At 40.4% G+C, this 25,545-nt stretch carries 18 protein-coding genes; 8 read left to right on the top strand and 10 right to left on the bottom strand.

Annotation, left to right across the window (positions count from 1 at the left end):
* Positions 1-95: 95 nt before the first annotated feature.
* Together J1N10_RS06280 and J1N10_RS06275 are read right to left on the bottom strand one after the other, a co-directional pair.
* Positions 96-410: a four helix bundle protein gene (locus J1N10_RS06280; RefSeq protein WP_410053436.1), complete on the bottom strand. Its 315-nt coding sequence runs from the start codon at positions 408-410 to the stop codon at positions 96-98.
* A 113-nt stretch (positions 411-523) separates the two neighbouring features.
* Positions 524-1,636 (bottom strand): lactonase family protein, encoded by a 1,113-nt coding sequence (locus tag J1N10_RS06275; protein WP_262325831.1) that lies wholly within the window; start codon positions 1,634-1,636, stop codon positions 524-526.
* A 144-nt stretch (positions 1,637-1,780) separates the two neighbouring features.
* On the opposite strand from J1N10_RS06275, the gene J1N10_RS06270 reads away from it, so the two are divergent.
* Positions 1,781-3,391, top strand: coding sequence for a dipeptidase (locus tag J1N10_RS06270; RefSeq protein WP_262325830.1), 1,611 nt, complete (start codon positions 1,781-1,783; stop codon positions 3,389-3,391).
* A 534-nt stretch (positions 3,392-3,925) separates the two neighbouring features.
* Here the strand turns inward: J1N10_RS06270 and J1N10_RS06265 are convergent.
* The 3 genes from J1N10_RS06265 to J1N10_RS06255 all read right to left on the bottom strand — a co-directional run bounded on the left by J1N10_RS06265 (position 3,926) and on the right by J1N10_RS06255 (position 7,160).
* The gene (locus tag J1N10_RS06265; protein WP_262325829.1) at positions 3,926-5,143 is read right to left on the bottom strand and encodes a cation:proton antiporter; all 1,218 of its coding nucleotides are present in this window, start codon (positions 5,141-5,143) and stop codon (positions 3,926-3,928) included.
* Between the two features lie 138 nt (positions 5,144-5,281).
* Positions 5,282-5,857 carry a PhnA domain-containing protein gene (locus tag J1N10_RS06260; protein WP_262325828.1) on the bottom strand — a complete coding sequence of 192 codons (576 nt, stop codon included), beginning with the start codon at positions 5,855-5,857 and terminating at the stop codon, positions 5,282-5,284.
* A 4-nt stretch (positions 5,858-5,861) separates the two neighbouring features.
* The gene (locus J1N10_RS06255) at positions 5,862-7,160 is read right to left on the bottom strand and encodes a cysteate synthase (protein ID WP_262325827.1); all 1,299 of its coding nucleotides are present in this window, start codon (positions 7,158-7,160) and stop codon (positions 5,862-5,864) included.
* 829 nt (positions 7,161-7,989) lie between these two features.
* Between J1N10_RS06255 and J1N10_RS06250 the strand changes: the two genes are divergently transcribed.
* The 7 genes from J1N10_RS06250 to J1N10_RS06220 all read left to right on the top strand — a co-directional run bounded on the left by J1N10_RS06250 (position 7,990) and on the right by J1N10_RS06220 (position 15,487).
* A complete protein-coding gene (locus tag J1N10_RS06250) occupies positions 7,990-8,787 on the top strand; it encodes an ion transporter (protein WP_262325826.1) in 798 nt (265 codons plus the stop codon).
* Entirely contained in the window at positions 8,765-10,618 is a 1,854-nt protein-coding gene (locus J1N10_RS06245) for a hypothetical protein (RefSeq protein ID WP_262325825.1), read from the top strand. The genes J1N10_RS06250 and J1N10_RS06245 overlap by 23 nt, the downstream gene beginning before the upstream one ends.
* Positions 10,619-10,683: 65 nt before the next feature.
* A complete protein-coding gene (locus J1N10_RS06240; RefSeq protein ID WP_262325824.1) occupies positions 10,684-11,358 on the top strand; it encodes a hypothetical protein in 675 nt (224 codons plus the stop codon).
* A 72-nt stretch (positions 11,359-11,430) separates the two neighbouring features.
* The gene (locus J1N10_RS06235) at positions 11,431-12,051 is read left to right on the top strand and encodes a hypothetical protein (protein ID WP_262325823.1); all 621 of its coding nucleotides are present in this window, start codon (positions 11,431-11,433) and stop codon (positions 12,049-12,051) included.
* A 147-nt stretch (positions 12,052-12,198) separates the two neighbouring features.
* Positions 12,199-12,813, top strand: a complete 615-nt coding sequence (locus J1N10_RS06230) for a class I SAM-dependent methyltransferase (protein ID WP_262325822.1) — start codon at positions 12,199-12,201, stop codon at positions 12,811-12,813.
* Between the two features lie 243 nt (positions 12,814-13,056).
* On the top strand, positions 13,057-14,328 hold the full coding sequence (locus J1N10_RS06225) for an MFS transporter (RefSeq protein WP_262325821.1): 1,272 nt from the start codon (positions 13,057-13,059) through the stop codon (positions 14,326-14,328).
* A gap of 187 nt (positions 14,329-14,515) precedes the next feature.
* Positions 14,516-15,487 carry a glycoside hydrolase family 130 protein gene (locus tag J1N10_RS06220; RefSeq protein ID WP_262325820.1) on the top strand — a complete coding sequence of 324 codons (972 nt, stop codon included), beginning with the start codon at positions 14,516-14,518 and terminating at the stop codon, positions 15,485-15,487.
* A 190-nt stretch (positions 15,488-15,677) separates the two neighbouring features.
* Here J1N10_RS06220 and J1N10_RS06215 read toward each other — a convergent pair whose 3' ends face one another.
* Genes J1N10_RS06215 through J1N10_RS06195 form a run of 5 tightly spaced genes read right to left on the bottom strand, consistent with a single transcriptional unit; the run spans position 15,678 to position 25,545 of the window.
* The gene (locus J1N10_RS06215) at positions 15,678-18,797 is read right to left on the bottom strand and encodes a GH92 family glycosyl hydrolase (protein WP_262325819.1); all 3,120 of its coding nucleotides are present in this window, start codon (positions 18,795-18,797) and stop codon (positions 15,678-15,680) included.
* A gap of 3 nt (positions 18,798-18,800) precedes the next feature.
* The gene (locus J1N10_RS06210) at positions 18,801-20,096 is read right to left on the bottom strand and encodes a GH36-type glycosyl hydrolase domain-containing protein (protein ID WP_262325818.1); all 1,296 of its coding nucleotides are present in this window, start codon (positions 20,094-20,096) and stop codon (positions 18,801-18,803) included.
* Between the two features lie 19 nt (positions 20,097-20,115).
* Positions 20,116-21,879 (bottom strand): class I mannose-6-phosphate isomerase, encoded by a 1,764-nt coding sequence (locus J1N10_RS06205; protein ID WP_262325817.1) that lies wholly within the window; start codon positions 21,877-21,879, stop codon positions 20,116-20,118.
* On the bottom strand, positions 21,879-23,171 hold the full coding sequence (locus tag J1N10_RS06200; protein ID WP_262325816.1) for a GH36-type glycosyl hydrolase domain-containing protein: 1,293 nt from the start codon (positions 23,169-23,171) through the stop codon (positions 21,879-21,881). Before J1N10_RS06200 ends, J1N10_RS06205 begins: the two co-directional genes overlap by 1 nt.
* On the bottom strand, positions 23,161-25,545 hold the full coding sequence (locus tag J1N10_RS06195) for a GH92 family glycosyl hydrolase (protein WP_262325815.1): 2,385 nt from the start codon (positions 25,543-25,545) through the stop codon (positions 23,161-23,163). The genes J1N10_RS06200 and J1N10_RS06195 overlap by 11 nt, the downstream gene beginning before the upstream one ends.

Below are 25,545 nucleotides of genomic sequence, written 5' to 3'. Positions count from 1 at the left end.
AAAGGTGATTAGGTCAATAGGTTATTAGGTCAGTAGGTCAGTAGATAAATAGCACGTAATACCCTATTGATCTACTTATCTATCGACCTAACAACCTATAAATACCCACGCTGTTTAGCAATTAGACTATTGAGCATTTTTACAATTTCCAGGCCTAGGCTTTCTAACTCATTCAACTTTTCGTTATTAATAATGCCTTTTCGCTCCAATAAGTTTAAAATCGTTATAGATTCATACAATGAACCACGTATATATACAAAAAAATGAATGTATTCTTTCGTGGAAACACGTCCATTGCCTTCTGCAATATTTTGAGTAACAGATGCAGAAGCAGCTTCTAATTGCTCACAAAGCCGATAATGGCCATTAATACCTTCTACAATATTTAAACAATGTTCAGCAAAATCCATGCTTTTCTGCCAAACCACTACTCCTTAAAAGAAAAACTCATGATAGATATTATAGAAACTAATTAGCTTATAAACAACTCTATTTTCTATCGGTCTATTGACCTAATTACCTATCAACCTAATAACCTACCAACCAATCTACCCATTAAAACACAAACCGGACTACTCGCTTCTATCTCACTTTTAAAACTTAACAAACCACTTGCTTCATCTCGCTTAAAAACAACCAAATTATTAGAGCGCTGGTTAGCCACCACTAAAAAATGCTCATCAGGTGTTAAAGCAAAGTTGCGAGGCCAGTCACCATTAACTGACTCGTGACCAATCAGCTTCAGATTTTTCCCTTCCTCTTCGATTTGATAAATAGCTATGGAGTTATGTCCACGGTTAGAAGCATATAAAAAACGTCCATCATTGGAAATATGAATATCTGCACAATAACTATCATTGGAATAATCGTCAGGTAGGGTTGAGATAGAAGATAATAGCTTCCAATCACCTTCGGCTTTTGCCACAACGGATACTGTGCTGTTTAATTCATTTATAACATAAAGCACTTCTTTATTTGGATGTATGGCCAAATGACGGGGTCCTGCACCAGCTTCCAACATCAGGCTATCTGTTTGTAACAACTGGTTATCATTTAATTGATAAAAAAGCAATTGGTCGATGCCCAAATCCACAGCCACAGCATGGCTCTTATCCATAAACCAGATAGAATGAGCATGAGGAGCTGCCTGGCGACTGGTAATACTACTTCCATGATGCTGGGCAGTGTAGAGCAAATCACTCAATACCCCTTGCTCATCAATTTTCACCCAGCCAACATTACCTCCCGAATAATTAGCCATCAGCACATCACCCGTTTCATTAACCGATAAATGACAAGGATGCGCGCCTCCACTAATGGATGAAGAGAGGCGTTTTAGTCCCTTATCCACAACCTGGTACGACTCTACAGTCCCTGTTCCTTCCACATCTACTTCACCAACAGCTAACAGATACTTTTGATGATGAGCGAAACTCAAAAACGAAGGATTTTCAGTTTCTGCCACCAAGTTCAAAGAATCCATGGTACCATCAGCATTCAAAAAACCCTGATAAATTCCTTTACTGTCTCCATCGGTGTAGGTGCCTAAATAGAAGGCATACCCTTGTTGTTCTTTTTCTAAACCGCAACCCCAAGTCATTGTCATCAAAGCAAATAGATATAATAATCTCTTCATTTTCATCGTTTAAAATGCTCAGCTAAGATACTGAATTACCGTTAATTTAAAGGTCAAACAGCTTAATATGACGATTGTTTGCTGTTGAGATAATGTGTTTTACTATTTTTACCTCAAATGATCAAGTTAAAAAAGTAAATTCTCATGAAGAAACATCTGTTATTGATTGCCTTTGCAATTGTTTCGATAACAACATTGCAGGCACAAAGCATATTTGAGCAAAAAAACGACCCGTATTTCGGCGAAAGCTGCACCAGTATTATGGTGGCTAAAGGCGCCACTACCGATGGCTCGGTAATTACTTCGCACACCTGCGATGGCCGCTATCGTACCTGGCTGACCATTGAAGAAGCCCAGACATTTGATAATGACACAACCACTCCTATCTATAAAGGCAAACTAAGAACCGAAACACCTTGGGACATGCGCAAGGTGAAGCAGGTGGGTACAATTCCGCAAGCTAAACAGACTTATAGCTTTTTAAATACAGCATATCCATGTTTGAACGAAAAGCAACTGGCAATCGGCGAAACGACTTTTGTGGGTCCTGAGGAGCTGGTGAATGAAAAAGGCATGTTTCTGATTGAAGAGTTAGAGCGCATTGCCTTAGAACGTTGTTCAACAGCTCGCGACGCCATTAAGCTTATTGGTGAGCTAATTGAAGAATATGGCTATGGCGACTGGGGCGAGTGCATCACTATTGCCGATAAAAAAGAAGTGTGGCAAATGGAGATTGTTGGTGAAGGTCCTGATAAGGTTGGTGGTATTTGGGCAGCGCAGCGCATTCCTGACGGCCATGTAGGTGTATCGGCCAATATATCACGCATTGGCGAAATCAACTTTAAAGACAAAGACCACTTTATGGCCTCGAAAAATGTGAAGTCGGCTGCTAAGAAACTAGGTCGATGGGATGGTAAAGAGCCCTTTAAATTCTGGAAAGCTTATGGCGATACGGATAAACCCTTTAAAATACGTGAATACTTTATCTTAAACGCATTAGCACCTTCATTAAGCCTTAATTTTGAAGCCGATGAAATTCCTTTCTCGGTTAAGCCCGACAAGAAAGTATCGGTTCAGGATGTGATGGCATTGTATCGCGAAACATACGAAAACACAGAGTATGACATGACACAGAACCTGTTGGTAACAAAAAAGAAATACAACGACCAAAGAGAAGAGATTGGCGTTGATACCATTAAGTCGTCTATTGCCAACCCATGGATGGGACGTGGCGAACGCAACCTATACAATCAACTAAAAGAAGGAACCGTTGAGTTCCAGCGCACAGTGGCTGTTTCGTGGTGTTCTTACTCAGAAATTATCCAGTTACGCGATTGGTTACCTGATGAAATTGGCGGTATCGCCTGGTTAAGCTTCGACAACCCAGGTCAATCGCCTCGCATACCTATTTATTCGGGCGCCACTGAATTACCAGAGAGCTTTAACTTCTGTGGTCAGAAACGCTATCGTGAAGATGCGGCTATTTGGCAATATCGCAAGGCCAACAAGCTGGCCACCCTAGCATGGCAATCAACCAAAGATGACTTTTTGAAAGAGATAACTTACTTTGAAGAAAAAGGTCAGACAGAAACCAAAGAATTAGAAGTGCGCATTGAGCAACTTATAAAAGATGGCAAGCGAAAAGAAGCCAAAGTGTTGTTAAATCGTTATACCAAAGACTTTGCAGGCGCCACCATGTTGCGCTGGAAAGAGTTGGAAGAAATGTATTGGGCGAAGTTTGGATTAGGTTTCTAAGCTCCATTTAAAACAAAAAATTTAAGAGGGTGTCCAAAAACAAAAGTCCGTTCATCGAGCGGAGTCGAGATGAAATTTAAATAAAGCTGATTTTCAATGCATAATCACTTCGACTCCGCTCAGTGACCGTATTCCTTTTTTGATTTTCGGACACCCTCTTATTTTTTCAGAAGGTCCGTTTAAAAATCATTCAGACTCACGTTTTTTTCATGCAAGTCCACTTAAAAATCATTCCAGACCATTTACAAATCACTGAAGACCGCCTTTTAATGGCTACGACCCCCAATCAAATCACTTGTGCCCTCTCAGGAATCATTCAAGACCACATTAATTTTATTCAAGCCCGGTACTTTGTCATTTTGAGGCAGGATTGTGTCATTTTTGAGTGGGATTGTGTCATTTCCGAGCGGGATTGAGTCATTTTCGAGAGAGCTCCCGACATTTCTTAGCGGGCAGCAATCAAATTGAGATAAGACCGGATTGTTTTTACATTGGCCACTGCCTTTTGCTTATGGGTATGTATCAAAACTGAGCCTATTCTTTAGACAACAACTTTGGCCCGAACGTTTTAATACCAATAGCACCTAAAGGCGCTGTAGTCACAATACTTAATACGGCCATGGCCAATATCACCTGGCCAGTTTCCATAGAAACATTGCCCAATTTACCAGCTTCAATCAGGGTCAAAGGAACAGCGCCAATAGCGGCCTGAACGGTTGCTTTGGGCCAATAAGCAATCACACTGAAGAGTTTCTCTTTGTTATTCAATGCTGAACCAAGCAATGAAATCCAAACACCTATACTTCGTGCTGTTAAGCCCAACAGTAAAATTAGCAACCCACTACCCACCAACGATGCATCCAGTTGGTTAATCTGTACTTCGGTACCGATATAAACAAACAATAATATCTCCGACAACACCCACACCTTGTTAAATTTGGCTGATAGTCGCTTGGCCAGCTTATCGTATTTCTCCAGGATGATAAAACCAATAGCCATAATACCCAGCAAACCAGCCAGTGGAATAATGGCTTTCAGGCTTTCCATCTCGGTAATCTCATAAAACACAACAGCCACTATCATAAAGATGATAACCTTCTTAGTATCACGAATATGAAACTTCTTGAAAAACCGCACCAATGCAAAACCCAGAGCTACACCAATTAAAGCACCCAGTATAATACCAGTTGGCACACTCCAGAGAATACGACCGATATTAATGGACGAACCGGCTGCTAAACCTGTAAAAACACTAAAGATAGTGATGGCAAACACATCGTCAACCGAGGCTCCTGCCAATACCAGCGTTGGCACTTCCTTCTTTTTACCAAAGCCTTTGTCTTTCAGGTCGAGCATGGTTGGCACTACCACTGCCGGTGAAACAGCAGCAATAATAAAACCCAGCATACCGCCTTCAATCCAGGTAAAATCAAAAATAAAATGCGCAATAGCCATTACAGTTGAGCCCTCAATCACCCCGGGAATAAAACTCAAATTAATGGCTGGCCGCCCAACTTTGTGCAAAGTATCACGGTTAATGCCTAAGCCTGCACGGATGAGAATAACAATCAAGGCAGCTGTTTTCAACTCTTTTAGCAAAATCGCTACTTCCGGATCAACCACATTAAGGGCGCTTGGCCCCACCAGAATACCGGCAGCTATCAGCCCCAGAATACCCGGTAATTTCACCAACGAGAAAAGGTAATAAAGAACTAAAGCAAGTGTGAGAATTAGGGCGATATTAAGGAGCATTTATAAGAAGTTTAATAGTTGAGGAGTTTATAAGTTGAAGAGTTGAGTAGTTGAAAAGCTTATGGGCTTACTTATAAACAGAAGATAAATCCCCCCACATTAAACTCATAAACTTCTCAACTGCTAAACTAAAGTTATCTAATTTTTCTTAACGTACTTCGTTAAAATATAAATATGCTGTCCATTTACTTTACCTTCAATGTGTTCAGGGTCGCCATGCGACAATATGATGTTACGAACAGCCGTTCCGCGTTTAGCCACAAAGCTGCTTCCTTTTACATTCAAATCTTTAATCAACACTACTGTATCGCCAGCCTGCAACTCAGCCCCATTGCTATCGATGTATTTAACTACTTCATCATCTGATAAACCATCGCCATCGGCTTTGGCCCATGCCATGGTTTCGTCATCCAGATACAACATATCCAGCAGGTCCTGCGTCCAGTCAGCCTTTAAACGGTTCAGTAATCGCCAGGCCATCACCTGAACAGCCGGTTCGGTGCTCCACATGCTATCATTCAAACAACGCCAGTGGTTGGCATCCATGGTGTCCGGATTCTGAATCTGCCCATGACAAGTACTGCAAACCAATACACATTCTGATGCTTCACCTGAATTAACAGGTGGCACCTGGTAAACGGTTAAACCTTCTTCACTACCACATAACTCACATTTTGAACCGCTGCGGCTCATCAAGGTCTTTTCTACGCTCATTCGTTTATTTCTTAAATAATTCGTTTAATACACTTTTCACATCCTCCATAGCAGGTGTGATATCAAATACATGTGAAGGTTTAAGATAAACAATCTCCTTTTCCGACTTAAAACGCTCTTCACCTCCACCGGTAATATTCAGCATGATACAGTCATCCTTCTGAACCAGGCCATCGCGCACCGCATTCATTAAAGTAGCTGTTGCCACGGCTGCTGCCGGATGAATATCATTACCTTCTGTTTCTTTAAATAATTGACCAGCCGCCTCAGCTTCTGCATTGGTTGCTAATAACACATCACCGCCTGCTTCTTTCATGGCATCGTACAAACCACCACAAATCGGATAAGGAGGCTTACGGTTCGACAATACTTTCGCATCGATTGCTTCTACCTGCTTGCGCGCCACATCATCTTCCAATGGTAGCATAGCACGTGAATCGGCTTTCCAGGCATCGTGGATAGGTACGAATGGTGTATTTTGCGAAACCATTAGTTTCATGAAGTTAGAACCAAAGCGACCATCTTCAATCAGACGCTTGTTGGCTTCCCAGGCAGCAATGGCTCCTGTTCCGCTACCAACAGCCTGAAAGTAATAATCTGGAATGCGGCCAATGGTCGTCACGGCCGATAAAGTAGTGGTGCCCATACCATCGCGGCGTGCCACATTTTTAGCACCGCCCTCGGCTATGAAACCATCCAGCTCACAAGCCATATTCGACAGGTGAATAGCATCGAAATAGTCGCTGCCCGACTTGGTCACCACCAGTTTTACATTGTCTTTTATGGGCTCGTCGAACCACAAAGCATTGATATTATCCTCAGGCACACACAATAACAAAGGAATATTATTGTCGGAACAAACACGGGCAAAAGCGCGCGCTGTATTTCCGGCAGAAGCCACCACCAAAATAGTGCCGTTATCCGTTTTTAAGCGTCCTCCCACAGCAAAAGCCTCGGTCTCTTTAAAGGAGCAAGTGCGGAAATTAGAACCTTTCTCAGGCCAGTAACCACTAAAAGTGATGTGTAAATCAGATAAGCCAAGATGTTTGGCCAAACCTTCACTTTTATAGGTCACAGGTGCCGAAGAGCCTTCCAGCATTTTGTGTACCGGCAGCCAGTCGGCAAAACGAAAGACGCCATACGACGCATCCTTCACATCAATCTGTTTTTTGTTATAAATGGCTCTGATTAAACTTGGTTCTTGTTCGTTCGGCGCATCAAGAGTCCAACCTGCATCATTAAATTGACTACCGGTTTTAACAGACTCCAACTGATACGGAGTGGCTTTGAATTCTTTTGTCATAGTTATGTAGTGATCTTTGAGCCACAAAAATAGAAGTTTTGACCGGCTTGATAGTAAATAATTAAGAAAAACATGCTGTTTTATCTGTCTGCTTCATGACGTGCTTGCACTTTCTCCCTGGTGTAGTTGTTAAAAAATAGTCATATTCCTCGCAAAGGGCGCCAAGTAAAAAATCGCAAAGCACCCTAAGTCTTCAAGATTAGTATTCAATCTTTTGCGGCTTTTACGACATTCTTACCGGCCTTAGCGTGAAACTTTATTATCAAACATCCTTTTTTCTCTTCAAAATAGGACTACAAACCCAATGGATCGGATAAGAACCTGCCAAGTACCAACAAAGGGTCTTCTTCGGGATCAACCTCGCTGGGAGCGTGGTTAAGCCGAAGGTGGTACGACGAAGCCACGAAGAAGGTACGAAGCAAGGGCAAGCAACTCCCAATGAACCAATAAAGAACTTCCTTAGCCTCCCCATGCCAGGTAAAAACGCTACCGAAGAAGACTGATAAGCTGAAAATACGTCTCATCAGCTCTAACCCAGCACTAATCAATAACAAAAGGCCTTTTATCAACATACGCCTGTTTGTTACATAAATAATTATAATTTAGTATTCACTATTCGGGAAATACCGCCCCACTGCCAGGTGAGAATGAGAATCGAGAAAAAGGGTGGTTAAGTTTTAGGGTTAAATAATTGTATTGGCATATAGCTGTCAATACAAAAGGATATAGTAGTTATATCTGCATATTGGTGAATGATATTGGGCATTATTGTGCGGTTAAAAATAAGTTATCACCCATATTATAGAGACACAGAACAAACTAAAACTGAATGATAAAAAAACTATTTCTAAACGATAAATTTATCCTCGCACTAATTCTTTTGAATTCAGTCATATTGTTCATGGGTGGATATTTTCCATCGGGAAACGACAAAGAAATCCTTACAATTACTGATAATTTAATAACGGCACTTTTCATTCTTGAGTTATTTGTAAAATGCGGAGAATACGGACTAAAAGGTTATTTCAATTCAAACTGGAATAAATTTGATTTTACGCTTATCGTACTTTCAATTCCAGCTCTGATAACTTTTATTTTCAATTTAGATATTGTGGACTTTAGTTTCTTACTTGTATTCAGGATAATGAGAGTTTTTAAAGCATTCAGATTCTTTAAATTCATCCCAAATATTGGACAGTTGGTTGCAGGTGTTCAACGAGCTTTAAAAGCTTCTGTATTTGTATTTATAGGTTTTGTAATTTACATTTTCATTATTGGAATACTTTCATTTTACCTCTTTCAAGGTAGCGGTTCAGAATATTTCAGCAATCCAATGATTTCACTTTACTCAACTTTTAAAATATTTACAGTTGAGGGATGGTTTGAAATCCCAGAACGAGTAATTGGAGCTTACTCAAAAAGCGCAGCCTTTTTCACTTACCTTTATTTCATCTTTGTAGTACTCTCTGGAGGCATTTTTGGACTATCTCTTGTAAACTCAATATTTGTAGATTCGATGGTAAGCGATAACAACGATGAACTTGAAGAAAAAATCGATAAGCTTAATTTAACGGTGACAGAAATACTAACAAAAATCAATAAAAATGAAACTGGAAAAAATTCTTGACAATGTTAATTCGCTTGAAAAAAACTCTTTTTTAAAAATAGTCGATAATATAAAATCTTGTAATCCCAAAAACAGTAAACAAATAGACAAGATTCTTTCCGATAGTAGCAACAACTTAAAAAGTGTTGACAGTATTAATATTTCAAAAGTTTTCGGTTTTATTAAAGAGGAATTCGCTGAGACAATCAAAGCTGAATTTGTAAACACAACTTCACAGTTAGATATTTTAATTGACATTCTAATTAAAGATGGAAACAACATATTAAAACAAGACTGGCTTGCCCGACTTTATGAAAAAGAACTTTTAAACATTAAAAAACGGACAAGGTTATTAAAAACTCAATTGGAATCGGAAAAGTCTGAAATTGACACAAGTAGAAAACGTGATTACAAAATCTACAAAGCTTGTGTAGAAAAGGCATATACAAACGATAGTGAAAATAATCGTGATTCGAAAATTACAGATGATGAATTGTCGATTTTAGTAACTCTCACACATCAATTAGAACTTTCGCAAGAGGAAGTTAAACTTATAAACTATTTAATAATTCCGCCAGAGAAAGCAGATATAGATTCAGTTATAACATTCTTGAAAAACATTGGCGTAATTTTCTATTCTAAGAAAAATAATTTGGTTTACGTTGCCGATGAAGTGGTTCGTGTTTTACGTAAAATAAGGGAAAAAGAAATTGCCGACAAATATTTCCGAAGAGTTTTAAAAACATTCAGGGAATCACAAATAAATATGATTTGCAGAAAACACAATATTGATGTTAAAGACCTTGACTATGAATCGAAAATCAAACAAATAATTAAAGAGGGAATTTCATTTACAAACCTTTTAGCCAATGGGATTCATAAAGATGGGACTACTTTAACCGATAGAAAGAAATTTGTTAATGATTTATGGAGTAAAGGATTAAAAGCGTCTGGAAACTTGAAAGGTGTAACGCTCGAAGAAAAAATTGAAAATATAATTACCCATTTTGATGAGCTTGAAAGGGATGAAAAAGTTGGTATTTCAGTTGAGGGATATGAAAAACTTGTAATCGAATTAAACGATGAATTAAAGTCTTTCAGAAAATTAGTACTTAACGAATTTGAAATGCCCGAAGAAACTGTTCTTAACAGTAGCACGCTTTTAGATTTTAATATCAAACCTCGTGATGTACTTGACATTTTACCAGTAGAAGACTTGAAAGCGTTCATTGCTACAAAAGAACTAAAGTCGCGTGGAGATTTAGTTCTCAATATTTTAGATGCTTATAAAGATGCTGAGAATTTACTCGTTGAGAATTACGAAGCAATTGGATTTAGAAACTTAGCAGTATTGAAAGAAAATGGAATATCCCTAAAAGAGAGTGAATTGGGATTAAAGTTTGAGGATATTACTAAAAACATTTTTGTGCAGTTAGGTTTTAACGTAGACGAATCGTTGAAAAAGCAGTTAAATACTGCTAAAAACAAAATTGACCTTATTTTAAACCTTGGTAATAATGATGTAATAATTGTCGAGTGCAAAACAGTTAAAGAAAGTGGTTACAATAAATTCAGTTCCGTTTCAAGACAAATAAAATCATACGTTGACTTAGCAAAAAACAGCGGATTTAATGTTGTAAAATCATTACTTGTTGCTCCTGATTTTAGCGATGATTTTGTAAATGATTGCGATTTAGAATTTGAAGTAAATTTATCTTTGATAACAGCAGGTTCTTTGGTAAATATCTTAGACGGATTTAGGGAATCAAAACACAAACAATTTCCATATCAGTTACTAATGAAAGACGTATTGATAAAAGAAGATAGAATAATGAAAGCAATTAAAAAATAAAATATCCTCTATTAAGCGTAGCGTCTCGCTACGCTTACTTTTCAAGCGAATAATCCCTCAATCTTATGACAGCCCATAAACCTATTATTAGTACCCTTACTATTTTAACACTAAGCTTAAGCTCTTTTGCACAAAGCCACTTTAAAATACAGGCAGGCGCTGCTGTGCCATTGGCTAAGTTTGCCAAGTTTGATAATGGTGCTGAAGGCAATGGCGCTGCCGTCACTGGTTTTAGCCTTGGGCTGCAGTATAATTACGATATTCCACAAAGCCGGCTGGGCACTTTTATTGGAGCTGATATTCACTACAATGGCCTGCAGGACGAGTACAAAAAAAACTTCGAGCAATTCAAGCCATTCTATCCTGACACTTACTATGCTCAATTTTCGAAGTACATCAATATTCCTTTATCGGCTGGTTTAATCTACACCAAAGGTTTTGGTCATAGCTGGGGTGTTACCAGCGAAGCCGGCCTTGTGTATAACATTTTTAAAATTACCGATACGAAGTTTAAATACGACACCCATGCTTTCTACCGCGAAACTGATTTAGCTACTAACCTGGGTTTCCGCTTAGGGCTTGGCCTGACATGGCATCAGCGCTACTATGTCAGCCTTAATTACTTTGGGCTTGGCCAACATGAGATAAGCGGTCATTTCACGGCAGACGGGGAAGCGGGTGAATTTGAAGCCAAACAAACCGTTGACCTATTAGCTATTTCATTGGGTTTTAGAATTTAATTTTCAATTAATTATGGCGGAAAATATTAAATTTGAGTAGACTTGAATGGATTGACAAACTAAACCTACACTATGGAAGCTAAATCGAATATTGAGAAACTTAAAGACTTTGCCCGAAAAACCAACCGTGAGATTGACTACCTGGAAGAGCAGTACCCGCTGCCCTCGTACCGCAAAATACCCAAATACAAACGCTGGGTTGTTATGCCTTACGATAGTTCACGGCAGCTTTTTTTGGTGCTATTCAGCGATTTCTATCAAAAGATTGGCGAGCACACTATTTTCTGTGGTATTTACTTCAAAACCAATATGTCTAAAGACGCTCAGCTTAACTTCAGGCCAAAGAACATTTTGGATAAACTGAACCCCTTTGGGTCGAAGGACACCATTAAAAGCGACAGCCGCTTTTTTGATTCGAAAGTGGTTATTTCAGGTAATGGAGAGAGCGTGATCAACCGTTATTTTAAGCACTCGGTATTGCAGCGTTTGATGATAGAAAGCATGGATAGTAAACACTTCCTCACTTTCTCAATTAACGAGACTAATGTGGATTTTGTGCCCGAATTAGCTGGCGAATCACACTTTGCCCTACTCGACTCGCAAGAATGGGTATTGGATGAGCAAACCATCGAAAGCTGGTTTCAGAAGATGAAGCAGATAAAGGCGATTTTTGATAAGAAGGAGGAGGTTTAAATTGAGTCAATAAAACAGTTTCACTACATCTTTGTTAACCTGATGAACGAAGAGCCAAAGGGAATTGTGCATAAGAGCATCTTTTTGTAAGCTTGCCGCATTGATTCAGGGCTGTACTTTTAGTTCTAAACATTTTAATAACAAAGCATGAAAGATTTTTGGGACGACAGATATAGCCAGGAGCAGTTTGCCTATGGCGAAGCACCAAATAATTTTATAAAGGAACAGTTACCCTTGCTGATACCGGGTAAAATCCTCTTTCCGGCTGAAGGTGAAGGACGCAATGCCGTGTATGCGGCTCAACTGGGATGGAATGTTTCGGCCTTCGACTTTAGCTTCAAAGGTAAAGAGCGGGCTAAACAACTGGCTGCTTCTAAACAGGTCTGTATCGACTACCGTGTTTGTAGTTTTATGGAAGAAGACTATCAGCCGGCTGAATTTGACGCCCTGGGATTAACCTTTGTGCATTTTACACCCAATATTAAATCGGCTATGCATCAGCGACTCAATAGCTATTTAAAACCAGGTGGTCATATTGTGTTTGAAGCCTTTAGCAAAGAGCATCGCGAACTGAATAAAGTAAATCCTGCTGTTGGTGGTCCTCCTGACGCCGAGATGATGTATTCCCTCGAAGAAATTGAGCACGACTTTGCCAACTATGAAGTGCTCCTGCTGGAGAAAAAATTAACACACCTGGAAGAAGGTTTTGGTCATGTGGGCGAAAGCTCTGTTATTCGGTTTGTTGGAAAAAAGATGAGATAGGTTAATGATATAAGCCAAGTATTAACAAAGGCCTGACCAACCGCTATAATTTATCGGGCTAAGTGTGCCAAACATAAAGAATTAGCTTTTTTGTTTTTTTGCGGTCCTTGCTAAATGATATAACAATCAAGAAAGACTGATTAGCACCTAAAAACACATATCGCCACCTATTTGATTTTTTAGCATCTATTTAACTCAGCAAATATGTGGAAGTTTGTGGCTGTTGATCATTAAGTAGAAAATATGACCGCATACAAACAAAATAAAAGACATCCGGCTCTTTGGATTCCAACCGTTTATTTTGCCATGGGGCTACCTTTTGCCTTAGTTAGCATGGCATCTGTTCTTATGTATGAAGACCTTGGCGTTAGTGATGCCCGGATTACCTTTTGGACCGCCCTCATTACTTTACCCTGGACCTTTAAACCTTTTTGGAGTCCCTTGCTCGAAATGTTTAAAACCAAGAAACATTTTGTGCTTATCACGCAATGGATAACGGGTATTTCATTGATGTTTGTTGCTTTTTCATTGCAGCTGCCATCGTTTTTTCAATACTCCATTGCCTTCTTTGCCATATTGGCCTTTAGTGGTGCTACCCATGATATAGCTACCGATGGTGTTTATATCAATGCTTTGTCAAGTGAGGATCAGGCTAAGTACATTGGCTGGCAGGGAGCTGCCTATAACATTGCCAAATTCTTATCCATGTCGGGCTTTGCCTACCTGGCCGGTGAGCTAAGCAAAACAATGGGACCAGCTACTGCCTGGATGTGGGCCATGGCAGCCTGTGGTGCTTTAATGATAATTTTAGGCTTCTATCATCTAAAGATGCTTCCCTCCGGCGGCAGCTCTGAACATCAGGTTTCAACTCTGAAGGAAGGTTTCAGCACTTTATTTGAGGTTATCCGTTTATTTTTTCAGAAGAAATTTATCATCTGGCACATTGTGTTTATTGTACTGTATCGATTTGCAGAAGGATTAGCTTTGAAGATAGTGCCTTTGTTCTTAAAAGCACCAATCGAAGATGGGGGTTTAGGCTTTGATACTTCTACCGTTGCATCGGTATATGGAGCCGGTAGTATTTCGTTCGTCGCCGGCTCACTGCTTGGCGGCTACTTTATCTCGAAGCGTGGTTTAAAACGTTCGCTGATGTACCTGGCCTTTGCCTTTAACATACCCTTTGTTTGTTATTTTCTTTTATCACTTTTCAGACCTGAAAACATCTCCTGGGTGTATGCCTCAGTTTTAACCGAATGGTTTGGTTATGGCTTTGGCTTTGTTGGCTTAATCCTGTTTATGATGCAACAGATAGCACCCGGCAAATACAAAATGGCGCATTATGCTTTTGCTTCAGGCATTATGAACCTGGGGATTATTCCTTCAGGTATGTTTAGTGGACAGATGAGCGATTGGTTAGGCTATAAAGTATTTTTTATATGGGTATTAGTGGCCACTATTCCTGCATTATTAGCAGCTAAATTCGTACCTTTTATCTATCCGGATAAAGAAGGCTAGACATAAGACCTAAGATTCAGGACCTTAGACAATAGATTATTAATAAGATATGAGTAGTGAGAGGTGAGAGGTGAGATGATTGACACGGTGCCAAAAACAATTAAACATCAATCTTATATTCATAACACAATCACATAAATATCAAAGATTAGATTAAAACATAACACAAACTTGAAAAACCATTATCATGACACAAAATATAACGCCAATTCCGTGGGAAGACAGACCCGAAGGCTGTAAAGATGTAATGTGGCGCTACTCGAATAACCCGATTATCGGGCGCTACGATATTCCATCCTCCAACAGCATTTTTAATAGTGCCGTTGTGCCATTCAAAGATGGCTTTGCAGGCGTTTTTCGTTGCGACAACAAAGCGGTGCAGATGAATATTTTTGCCGGATTCAGTAAAGACGGCATTAACTGGGACATCAACCACGAGCCCATCGTGATGCAGGCAGGTAATACCGAAATGATTGACTCGGATTACAAATACGACCCACGTGTTTGTTTTATTGACGACCGCTACTGGATTACCTGGTGTAATGGCTACCATGGACCAACCATAGGTATCGCTTACACCTTTGATTTCAAAGAGTTCTTCCAGTGCGAAAATGCCTTTTTGCCCTTTAACCGCAACGGCGTTTTATTTCCTGAAAAAATTAATGGCAAATACTGTATGCTCAGTCGTCCAAGCGATAATGGGCACACGCCTTTTGGTGATATTTATCTGAGCTACAGCCCTGATATGAAATACTGGGGCGAGCACCGCTGTGTGATGAAAGTAACGCCTTTTGAAGACAGTGCCTGGCAATGTACCAAGATTGGCGCCGGTGCTGTGCCTATCAAAACCAAAGATGGCTGGCTGATTTTCTATCACGGGGTAATCAATACCTGTAATGGTTTCCGCTATTCGATGGGCGCTGCTTTATTGGATTTAGAGCAGCCTGATAAAGTGCTGTATCGCACGCAACCGTATTTATTGGCTCCTGCAGAACAATATGAACTGGCTGGTGATGTACCTAATGTGGTATTCCCTTGTGCCGCCTTAAACGATGACGATAAGGTTGTTGTATACTATGGTGCTGCCGATACTGTTGTTGGTGTGGCCTTTGGTTATATGGACGAGATTATTGATTTTATTAAGAATAACTCGTTGTAGGAATCGACTAACAGATTAAAAAATTAAAGAAGACCTAAGGTTTTTAAAACCTTAGGTCTTCTTTAAATCTATTAAATGTAAGATTCACCTCCTCCGCTCCTGCGGAGTACTCCCCCTTTAAAAGGTGGAGTACTGATTTACAGCTTATAAAATATTCTCTACTTTCAGAAAGTATATCACCTACAACGTTTTACTTATCCACTACTCCCCAATTTTTATTTGGTTTATCACCCATCTCCAACTCCAACTTCCCTCCTTTTAAAAGCTCGCTGGCAGGAAATTTAAAGTCTTTCAACTCGACTCCATTCAACTTCGCCGACTGCACATATTTATTCAATCGAGAAGCATTTTTCGCTTCTATCACAAACTGTTCACCTCGTCCATATTGACCACCAAGATTGATGATTACTTGCTTGTATAAAGGACTGGCTATTTCATAAACCGGCTCCGTGTTACAAGCTCCATCCGTTTGAAATAAGCCCAATGCCGCCATCACCAACCAGGCACTCATCTGTCCCTGGTCTTCATCGCCTAGGTAAGCATTAGAAATACCATAACCATAATAACGTTCCATAATAGCACGACTCCACTTTTGAGTTAACCAGGGCTTACCTACCCAATTGAACAAGAAAGCAAAATGCATCGACTGCTGATTACCCTGTACCACCGGATAGTTCCAATACTGGTCATTCATGCCATTAAAACGTGTTTTATCACTCTCTTCAAAGCCCCAGTCCAGGCGTTCGATAAAACGATCTTTGCCAATCATATCGGCCAATGCTGGCACGTCCTGAGGCACAAAGTAAGTTAACTGCCAGGCATTACCTTCCACATAATGGTGGTTAGCGCCTGATTTATATGGGTCGAAATCTTTCTTCCACTGACCTTTTGAATCTTTCAAGCGGGCATAACCCATATCCGTATCAATGACGTTCTTCCAGTTGTAACCACGCTTTAAAAAGGTTTGGTAATCTTCTTCCTTGCCCAATGATTTAGCAAACTGAGAAACCGTCCAGTCATCAAAGGCATACTCCAGGGAATTAGAAAAACGTCCCTCGTCATAAGGCACATAGCCATGTTTTAAATATGTCACTAAATCACGGTTTCCGGCAAAACCACCACCTACTTTGCGAGCTGGTGTTGTCTGCATTTTCTTAACCGCTTCAAAGGCTTTCTCCACGTCATAATCGCGAATGCCCATCTGGTAAGCACCCACTATTAAAGGAATTTCGTGCTCAGCTACCATCACCGGCACATATTCCATACCGGCAGGACCTTTCGCCAGCCACCCGCTGGCATCGTACATGGCCAACTGCGATTTCACCCAGTTACTGCTCCATTCGGGCGTTACAAGGCTCCAGAACTGATTCAGGTTCCAGAAGGTATTCCAAAAGGCATCACATCCTAAAGCTGGCGACAATGGGTTTTCCATTGTACGAATCACCTCATCGGCATCGCACCACTCGCCATTGACATCACTGTAAATATTACGACTACACAATGAACGATACATACTGTTGTAGAAGCGTTTTTTCTCCAACTGATTATTGGTCGAAATCTGCACGCGGTTCAGCAGCTTATTCCACTCCGTCACATGATTAGCACGAACCTTATCAAAGCTCCAGTCAAAAGGCTCTGTAATCTCTTTCTGCAAGTTTTCAGCCGCATTCTCAATACTTACATATGAAATACCCGTTCGAACCTGCACTTGTTTGTCAGCACTGGTATCAAACTGCACAAAACAACCAGCGTCTTTGGGTGCATCAACTTTGATGCTCGTTACCTTCTGGACTTTATCATTCACCCAGGTTCCCATATCCGCAATTGGCTTATCAAATTCAATCACAAAATGAATGATGTATTCCTGGTCGATTCCTCCTGCCCAGGTATTTTCAGTTAGCTGATGACTGTATCCTTCTATTCGATAATCGCTCACTTTCTCTAGCTCTACCGCCAGGTTCTGATACGTATATTCAGCTGGTATCTGTAAGTCAATCAACACGCGCGACTCATTATTATCGGGAAATGTATAACGCTGAAAACTGCATCGCGTGGTGGATGTTAACTCGGCTTTGATGTCATAATCACTCAGTTCAACACCATAATACCCAATTGGGGCAACTTCAGTGGTTTTATCAATGCGAGAACGATAACCACTGTCCGGGTCGCGTTCATCGCCTACTTTGATTTGTAGTTTTCCATTTGTAGGCAACATACCTAAACCTGCCAATGTCCATTCGTGAATATGACTAAAGCAACCGATGGATTCAAAATTAGGCTCATAGCCACCTTGCCACGATGCGTTCTGATTATCCGGACTCAGCTTTACCATGCTAAAAGGCATCCAGGGCCCGGGTGCAATCATCCAACGCGAGTGACCCGTTCCCATCTTGGTATCCACATACTCTGCTACAGCTCGCTCTTTTTGAGGACTTCTGCTTATCTCTCCAGATGCAACTTCTTTCCCATCAATAAATAGTTCATACTGGCTTTTAACGGTGCTATTTACTTTCGGCATAGGAGCTTCAAAAATATAACGTCTCTGCTCCACTGTTTCCTTAAAAATTTCCTTTCCATCCAGAAGAACTTTCAACTCAGGCAGACCTTCTAAATGCTCAACATCAACTAATAACGGCTGTGAACCTTCCAATTCATAATCTGCTACCTCAACATTTCGTACATGTACTTTATCCGGTTGTATAAGAGTCGTCTTCTCAGGACCTTCCAGTTTGATTTGGTCAAACTTTATCCACGATCCTTCAATGGTTGTCAGGATAACTTCATTTCCACCCAAGCATAGTTCATCGCTTCGCAAAGGAATTTCAATCAGGTAACCAAAAGAATCTACTGGTAAACTATCAATATGGCTTTCTATATCTCTGCCCGGCAGCTGAAACTTTCTTTCTGTTCCGTTGATAGTTATCTTAAACAGTGGTTGGTCCTTAGAGTTATAATCCAAAATATCAACCACCAACGTCCAATCGCCTGATTTGGGTAACTCATCAATCCCAAACAAGATATTAAGTGTACTCGAACGCCAACCTGAGGTACCCCAGGTTCCGCCCCAGGTATCGCTGATGCCCGGAATAATGTATGGCCAGTCTTGTGATTCTTCGGATTGACCAATCAGGTAATACTTATCCTCCCAACCAAAATCATTCGCAATAAAATCATTATATGCATTATCTGACAAAGCAAACTCTGCCCCAGAGTTATTATTTTCTCCGATTTGCCAGATAACTTTGTTTTGCTGTGTACAAGAGCTTACTAACACAAAAACTGCTACTAGAGCTAAATAAACGATCCTCATATCCTATTTATTTTGTTCTGCCCATTCGTTAAACATTTCAATTGATGTAGCCAATACACCTGCCGAGCCTTTAAAGTCTGCCGAGCCTGCTGGTTTACCATCAATTGTATACCATTCGTAAAAACCATTATTTTTCACAACTCTATCCATCATTGGCTGAGCCAATTCATAAGCTTCTTCTATAAAGCCATTGGCAATCAATTGCTGAATAAACCGTCCTCCAAACCAGGTCCAGTCGCCTCCATTCTGATACTCATATGGTGCGCTAATATTCTTACCCAATACCTCTTGCGGATAAGCCGGGTACAGTGTTAAACCTATCGATTGTGCTCCCGATCTTTCAACATTTCGTTTGAAATGTAAGATAGTCGCAGCTATTTCATCTTTGGTTAAAACGCCAGCTTCAATGGCTACTGCTGTTCCTCCGTGGTAAAAGATTTCATTTTCGTTGAAATCAGCCGGGAATGGCGAGCCATCGGTGTAAACATGCGGAATAAACTTTTGCTTATCTACATCCCACAAGTATTTTCTGATATTAGCAACTATACCTGAATGTAACGATTGCCAGTATTCTTTCTCTTTACTATCTGCTGCAAGTTCTGCCAGGTTATCCAGTGCAATTGCAAACATCGAATTATCATACACATCAATACTCCAATGCGTTAATGAATCTACATCCACCACAGCACCGCCTTCAACCTGAACATCGCCCCAGTCAAAAGTAGTAGCACCAATTATCAGCTGATACGGCTTCGAATAGCGCTCTGTTAATAAATAATCAACAGATAATTTAATCCGTTCTGAAACAGTCTTTCCTGCAACCTTTTCGGATAAAATCGTTTTATCACCTGTTTTTTGAATGTATTTATAGATGGCCTGTATCAATGACGTTTCCTGATCAGTTTCAACCGTATTTTTAAAACCAATATGCCCGGGAGCAGTCTCTGATTCATAGGTGTTGGGATCGTGCCAGGTAAAGGCCTCGCGCGGAACATAGCCATCCAGCAATTCACCATTTTCCTGCTGAAAGTGGAAAAACATCAACAGGTTCTCACGAATAACGCCATTGTCATACTCTTCACACGATAGTTCAATAAAGGTATTTAAATCACGACTCCAAACCATTTGATAGCCTGAACCAGCGTAAAAACCTTTTTTCATCAACTGGCGAGCCATCGAATCAACTTTTGGAAGATTGACATCTGTTAGAATTTTATTTGCCAGTTCCTGATTAGTTTTATCCTTAGTTTGGCATGCAAACAAGAGAACGGTCATAATTAGAAGAATCGGTTTATACATCTTTCTTCATTTTAAAAAGTTACTTCATAAATGCTTTGACTACCATCGCTTCCTGTCCTGATTCATTGGTGATTTTATAAGAACCAGCCGCTGCCGGAATCACAAATGTTTCGGCATAGTTAAAACGTTGCTTCATGCCATTTTGAGTTTCAACAATAATGCTGCTGCCTTCCACCAAAGAAAGCACATGGCATTTGTTATTGGTTTCAATGCTCAGCTGCGAATTAAAATGGTAACGTTCAACATCATATGTGTGCTTTTCGTGCGTGGCCAGATGATACTGCGTCCAGTCTGCACCTTTGTTTATAAGTGCAGGCTTAGCTATCAATTTATCTTTCACATATTGACCCTTCCGCTCGAAGTTAAGGTTCTCCATACCTCGTTCCACATTAATTGGTCGCGGTTTACCATCTAAATCGAGTCGCAACCAATCATACATTTTAAAAGTGAAGATGTATGGTGTTGTACTGATTTCCAGCACCAGGTTCTCGGTTCCTGAGCCATGGATGGTTCCTGGAGGAATCAGGAATAAATCGTGCTTGTGTGAGTCGTGTACCTGAACATGTTTGGTTATATCAATGGCTTCCTTGTCTTGAAAACTATGCATTAAATCAGCTTCAAAGGCCTTTGGGTTAATATCCTCCTGAAAACCCAGGTAGCACTTGGCTTCTTTGCCAGCATCTAAGATATAATAGGTTTCTTCCTGAGTGATGGTTTCACCAAAATGCTTTTTGATATAATTTAATTGCGGATGACATTGAATGGAAAGGTTACCGCCATCAAACGTATCCAGAAAGTCGAATCGAATAGGAAATTCATAGCCATATTGCTCGGCATGTTTTCCCATAACAGAACTGTTTTCCTGGAACATCAGGCAGTCAAATGATACCTCCAACAATTTACCATCACTTTCAAACAACAAACCATTTTCGGGCACAATCAGCTCAAAGGACCAGGCATAGTTAATGACATCATTATTCAATGATTTAATACGGTCGCGGATCCACTGACCTCCCCAGGCTCCAGGCTCAAACCAAGGACGCACACGAAACACATTACTAGCCATTAACCGCAATCCCTTTCGTAAATCATCACCTGTCATCCACACCACGTCATCGGTTTGCTGGCCATCAATCACGATATCGATTTCTGATAGAATTTTCGCTTTATGAGCGTTTAATACGACCCAATCGACAAAATAGAAGCGCTTGTACATGGGTTTAATGGCATCCGGCTGATCAGCTCCCAGGTTACAAACTGATTGAGCACGGGCTCTGAATTGCAACTCATTTTTAGGTAAATCAATGTATACCAACTTTCCATTCCAACTGCTCAAGCTCGCGCCAACACCATAAATAATATTGATATCTGCATCAGTCGATTGCTGCAAATTGGATAACTTGCTATTGTCAAAAAAATCGGACAGTTGAAGGCTTGTTCGCTTACCAAAAATTGGGTCATCACCTCCCAAAAATGGCTTTACCAACTCATCAATTTCATCACTTGCTTTTAAGGCGTTGTCAACCGACACGCTATTTACCCGCTTCCCTTGAGACTGTAGCTCTGATGTTAAGCGCTTCACGATGTCATCGAAAAACACGCCCACATAGCCATCAATTACAATAGTGGATTCATTGGCAAGTGCATTAGCTAACAACTTTATATCATTGCGTATAACACCTTCTGTTAACCTAAGGCTTGGATAAATATCATAGGCTCCCTTTTCAGCTAATTCTTTATTAACAGGCAGTAAAAACTGCTTCGTCTCTCTAATCTTCCCCATTATTTCTCACTTACATTTTCCAACATTTCAATCGCCTTATATAACACGCCTGCTGAGCCTCTGAAGGTTCCCGAACCTGTAGGCTCATTATTCACTGTGTACCACTCAAAAAAACCATCATTCTTTTGCACCCGTTCGGTCATGGGCAGTAATTGCTCATATGCCTCCTGGTAAAAACCATAATTGACCAATTGCTGAATCATGCGGGCTCCAAACCAGGTCCAGTCACCTCCATTTTGATAACCATAAGGATACATACCTTTATTCTCAAAAGCCCAATCGGGATAAGGTGGATACATGGTTAAACCAATAGAGCCAGCACCTGATGCTTTTACATTGGCAATCATCTTATCCAATGACACTTTAATCTGCTCACGATTTAATAAACCTGCTTCTATGGCTACAGCTGTGCCACCATGATAGTAGATCTCATTTTCATTAAAATCATCCGGATAAGGTGAACCATCCAAATACACATGCGGAATAAACTTTTGATTGGCTTCATCCCACAAGTATTTCATGGTGTTTTCGGCCATTTTATCACGCACAGGCTGCCATGTTGCTTTTGTTTCAGGCAATAACTCTATGATATTGTTTAAAGCAATAATCATCATGGCATTATCATAAATATCGAGGCAATACTTGGTATCATCGGTGATGTAAACACCCCACGGATGACTATGCTGTACATCACCCCAATCGGCCGTTGTAGCACCCCATATCAAACCATATTCTTTGCTCCAGCGATGATTCATTAAAAATTCCATGGACCATTGTAAGCGCTCAGCAACCGTCTTATCACCTATTTTCTCCGATAAAAATTCTGTATCGCCGGTTTTAGTCACATACTTGTAAACTGCCTGTACTAATGATGACTCATGGTCGGTTTCAACCGTATTTTTATGCCCGCAATAGTTAGGTTCTAATTCACTGTAGTGATATTTGTAGCCACCTTCGGTATGCACAGCTTTACTTTGTGGTATAAAACCATCCAGGATGTTACCATCATCTCCCTGTAAGCGCATGAATACACGCAAGTTCTCTTTCAACTCCTCTTTTGGATACACTTCGGCTGATAATTCAATAAAAGTATTGTAATCGCGAATCCACACCTCACCATAACCATCGCCGGCATTAAACCCGGTTTTGACAACTTCCAGTGCCTTCTGTTTGACAAAGGCAAAGCTCTCATTGCTTTCAATTGAGGCTTTTAATTCTTTACTGATTTTTGCATTTGGTTTACACCCCAATAACAGGATGACTATCCCTAAGGTGAAAAAACTAGTTCTCATTGCTATATAAATTATTTGTTGATTGCTTTTCGAAATCTAAAGTGGCGCCATTGACCAACTCATTAAAAGGCACTTCTACTTTTACTACGTGTCCATTTAGCCTCACCGATTTTACCAGCAGGTTTTCAGGAGAATTATTCTTCACCCTGATTTTGATACTCTTTCCCGGAAAATAAGCTTGATTAAGCTTGATGTCAATTTTATCAAAAGCCGGACTTCCAATCTGCATCGTAGGATTTTCATTGGTTAATCCTGCCACATCAAACAACCCGATGGATGCCATCACATACCAGGCTCCAAGCTGTCCCTGATCTTCATCTTGTCCAAACCCATAGCCATGAATCGGGTCAGTACCATAAAATTCGTTACAGATGGTTCGAGTCCAGTACTGTGTTTTCTCCGGTTGCCCTGACAAATTATACAACCAAGGAATATGCAGACAAGGCTGATTGCCATGGTTATACAAAGCCTCAACACCAGCAAAAGCATCTATTTTAGTTCCGCCTCCAAAGCCCATTGTTTGCGATGACAAAAAAACAGAATCCAGACGATGATTAAACTTGTCAACTCCAATTCTTTCGACCAGTTTGTTTGGATGATGAGGCACATAGAAACTGTATTGGCAAGCATTTCCTTCCTGGAAGCCTCGCCAAGCTTGTAATGGGTTAAAGTCTGTAATAAAGTTTCCCGCGCTATCTTTTGGGTGGATAAACCCATTTTCTTTATTAAAAATGCTTTCCCAGGCAAAAGACAGTTGATGTAGCTTTTTATATGCTTCTTCCTTACCTAAAGCCTTAGCGAATTGCGCTACCGCATGGGCTCCAAACGAATATTCTAATGTATGCGACGCTGAAAACTGGTACTCCTCAGGAATATCGCTTGTTGGTGCATCAGAGTGATGTAGGTAACCACTCTGTACAAATTCCTTAACATCTAACTTCCCGGCACCATACGGGCGATTTTCCCAGCCTAATTCGTTTTTAAGAGCTGCCTCAAAAGCTAAATCAACATCGTAGTTGCGAATACCACAATTATAAGCAGCAGCAATGATTAATCCGACATAATTGGTTCCAACACCAGAAACATATCGACTATTAGCCAGTCCATCGCCAAGCCAGCCGGCATCTTTATAAACTAACAAATGCGATTGCACATAATCGTTGTAATACTCGGGCCACACCAAAGCCCATAGCTGAGTCAGGTTCCAGAAAGCACCCCACACTGCATCTGTATTGTAAAAAGAAAACTCAGGCTCTCCATTTTCATCCAAAGGAATTTGCCCGATGCTGCCATCGTTTTTAGGATAGGCACCATTGACATCGCTGGCTATACCTCGTCCTAACAAAGCATGATAAAGAGCGGTGTAAAACTTAATATGGTCTTCCTCTATACCTCCTTCAACCGAAATTTTACTTAACTCATTCGCCCATATTTCACGGGCATTTTCTCTGGCTTTATCAAAAGATGTTGTTTCAGCTGCTAAATTCTTTCGCGCATTTTCAACAGACGTATAGGAAATCCCCACTTGCACTTCCACTTGTTCAGCCTTGGTGGTTTCAAACGACACATAAGCCCCTGAACCAATTCCAGAAACAGATACCTCATTGGGCATAATGGAATCGTGAATAAACACGCCGAAATTATCTATTGGTCGATTTAACTTAGCCGAGAAATAGATATCAATCCATGCACCTTTCTGATATTTCTTGACGTACTCCGGCTCCGTTCGTACCCAACCTTCAATGGTATTTGCATCTACTTTGGTCACATTAGCATCCACTACCTTTCCACTCTCACCTTGACGTCGTCCAATATCAAAAATAAGGTTTGCTTCTGCATTTTCAGGAAATGAATAACGATGAAAAGCCACTCGCTTTGAAGCTGTCAACTCGGCTTTAACCTTGTAATCATCTAACATAACACTGTAATATCCAGGTTTTGCCACCTCTGTTTCTTTAAAAAAACGTGAGCGATAGCCTTCATCAGGCTTTTCCAACTTGCCAGGTGTAGTTATTAATTTTCCGGTTGTTGGCATCAGTGCAATACCACCAATCTGAAACTCATGTGTATTAACAAAACCTTCGATGGAGGAATGCCTGTCGTCGTAGCCAACCGCTTCCCAACCCCATTTATTACCATAATGACCGTTAGTTGAGGGAGCTGGTTTGGCCATGCCCCAAGGCAATGCTGCAGGTGTATAAAAGAACCACCGACTATGGGCTGTTCCGATGTTTGGATTAACGTAATCAAGCGGACTTGTCTGCTCCTTACAACTTACCACTAAAATCGTAACAAGCAGAATTATCCATGCCCTGGAGGAGCTTGTTAATATGTTTGAACATTTGATTAAATGCATGTTTGAAATATTTATCAT

Origin of the sequence: Carboxylicivirga litoralis, assembly GCF_025499605.1 — a bacterium.
GTDB lineage: Bacteria > Bacteroidota > Bacteroidia > Bacteroidales > Marinilabiliaceae > Carboxylicivirga > Carboxylicivirga litoralis.
Note: the sequence above shows the minus strand (reverse complement) of the source record. Positions and strands in the feature narration are given on the sequence as shown.

What these genes read in the sequence shown, in the direction of transcription:
- J1N10_RS06205 (WP_262325817.1), bottom strand. Translation starts at nt 21,879, where the DNA reads ATGGGGAAGATTAGAGAGACGAAGCAGTTTTTACTGCCTGTTAATAAA.
- J1N10_RS06215 (WP_262325819.1), bottom strand. Translation starts at nt 18,797, where the DNA reads ATGAGGATCGTTTATTTAGCTCTAGTAGCAGTTTTTGTGTTAGTAAGC.
- J1N10_RS06255 (WP_262325827.1), bottom strand. Translation starts at nt 7,160, where the DNA reads ATGACAAAAGAATTCAAAGCCACTCCGTATCAGTTGGAGTCTGTTAAA.
- J1N10_RS06265 (WP_262325829.1), bottom strand. Translation starts at nt 5,143, where the DNA reads ATGCTCCTTAATATCGCCCTAATTCTCACACTTGCTTTAGTTCTTTAT.
- J1N10_RS06260 (WP_262325828.1), bottom strand. Translation starts at nt 5,857, where the DNA reads ATGAGCGTAGAAAAGACCTTGATGAGCCGCAGCGGTTCAAAATGTGAG.
- J1N10_RS06245 (WP_262325825.1), top strand. Translation starts at nt 8,765, where the DNA reads ATGAAACTGGAAAAAATTCTTGACAATGTTAATTCGCTTGAAAAAAAC.
- J1N10_RS06195 (WP_262325815.1), bottom strand. Translation starts at nt 25,545, where the DNA reads ATGATAAATATTTCAAACATGCATTTAATCAAATGTTCAAACATATTA.
- J1N10_RS06200 (WP_262325816.1), bottom strand. Translation starts at nt 23,171, where the DNA reads ATGAGAACTAGTTTTTTCACCTTAGGGATAGTCATCCTGTTATTGGGG.
- J1N10_RS06220 (WP_262325820.1), top strand. Translation starts at nt 14,516, where the DNA reads ATGACACAAAATATAACGCCAATTCCGTGGGAAGACAGACCCGAAGGC.
- J1N10_RS06250 (WP_262325826.1), top strand. Translation starts at nt 7,990, where the DNA reads ATGATAAAAAAACTATTTCTAAACGATAAATTTATCCTCGCACTAATT.
- J1N10_RS06225 (WP_262325821.1), top strand. Translation starts at nt 13,057, where the DNA reads ATGACCGCATACAAACAAAATAAAAGACATCCGGCTCTTTGGATTCCA.
- J1N10_RS06270 (WP_262325830.1), top strand. Translation starts at nt 1,781, where the DNA reads ATGAAGAAACATCTGTTATTGATTGCCTTTGCAATTGTTTCGATAACA.
- J1N10_RS06275 (WP_262325831.1), bottom strand. Translation starts at nt 1,636, where the DNA reads ATGAAGAGATTATTATATCTATTTGCTTTGATGACAATGACTTGGGGT.
- J1N10_RS06280 (WP_410053436.1), bottom strand. Translation starts at nt 410, where the DNA reads ATGGATTTTGCTGAACATTGTTTAAATATTGTAGAAGGTATTAATGGC.
- J1N10_RS06240 (WP_262325824.1), top strand. Translation starts at nt 10,684, where the DNA reads ATGACAGCCCATAAACCTATTATTAGTACCCTTACTATTTTAACACTA.
- J1N10_RS06210 (WP_262325818.1), bottom strand. Translation starts at nt 20,096, where the DNA reads ATGTATAAACCGATTCTTCTAATTATGACCGTTCTCTTGTTTGCATGC.
- J1N10_RS06230 (WP_262325822.1), top strand. Translation starts at nt 12,199, where the DNA reads ATGAAAGATTTTTGGGACGACAGATATAGCCAGGAGCAGTTTGCCTAT.
- J1N10_RS06235 (WP_262325823.1), top strand. Translation starts at nt 11,431, where the DNA reads ATGGAAGCTAAATCGAATATTGAGAAACTTAAAGACTTTGCCCGAAAA.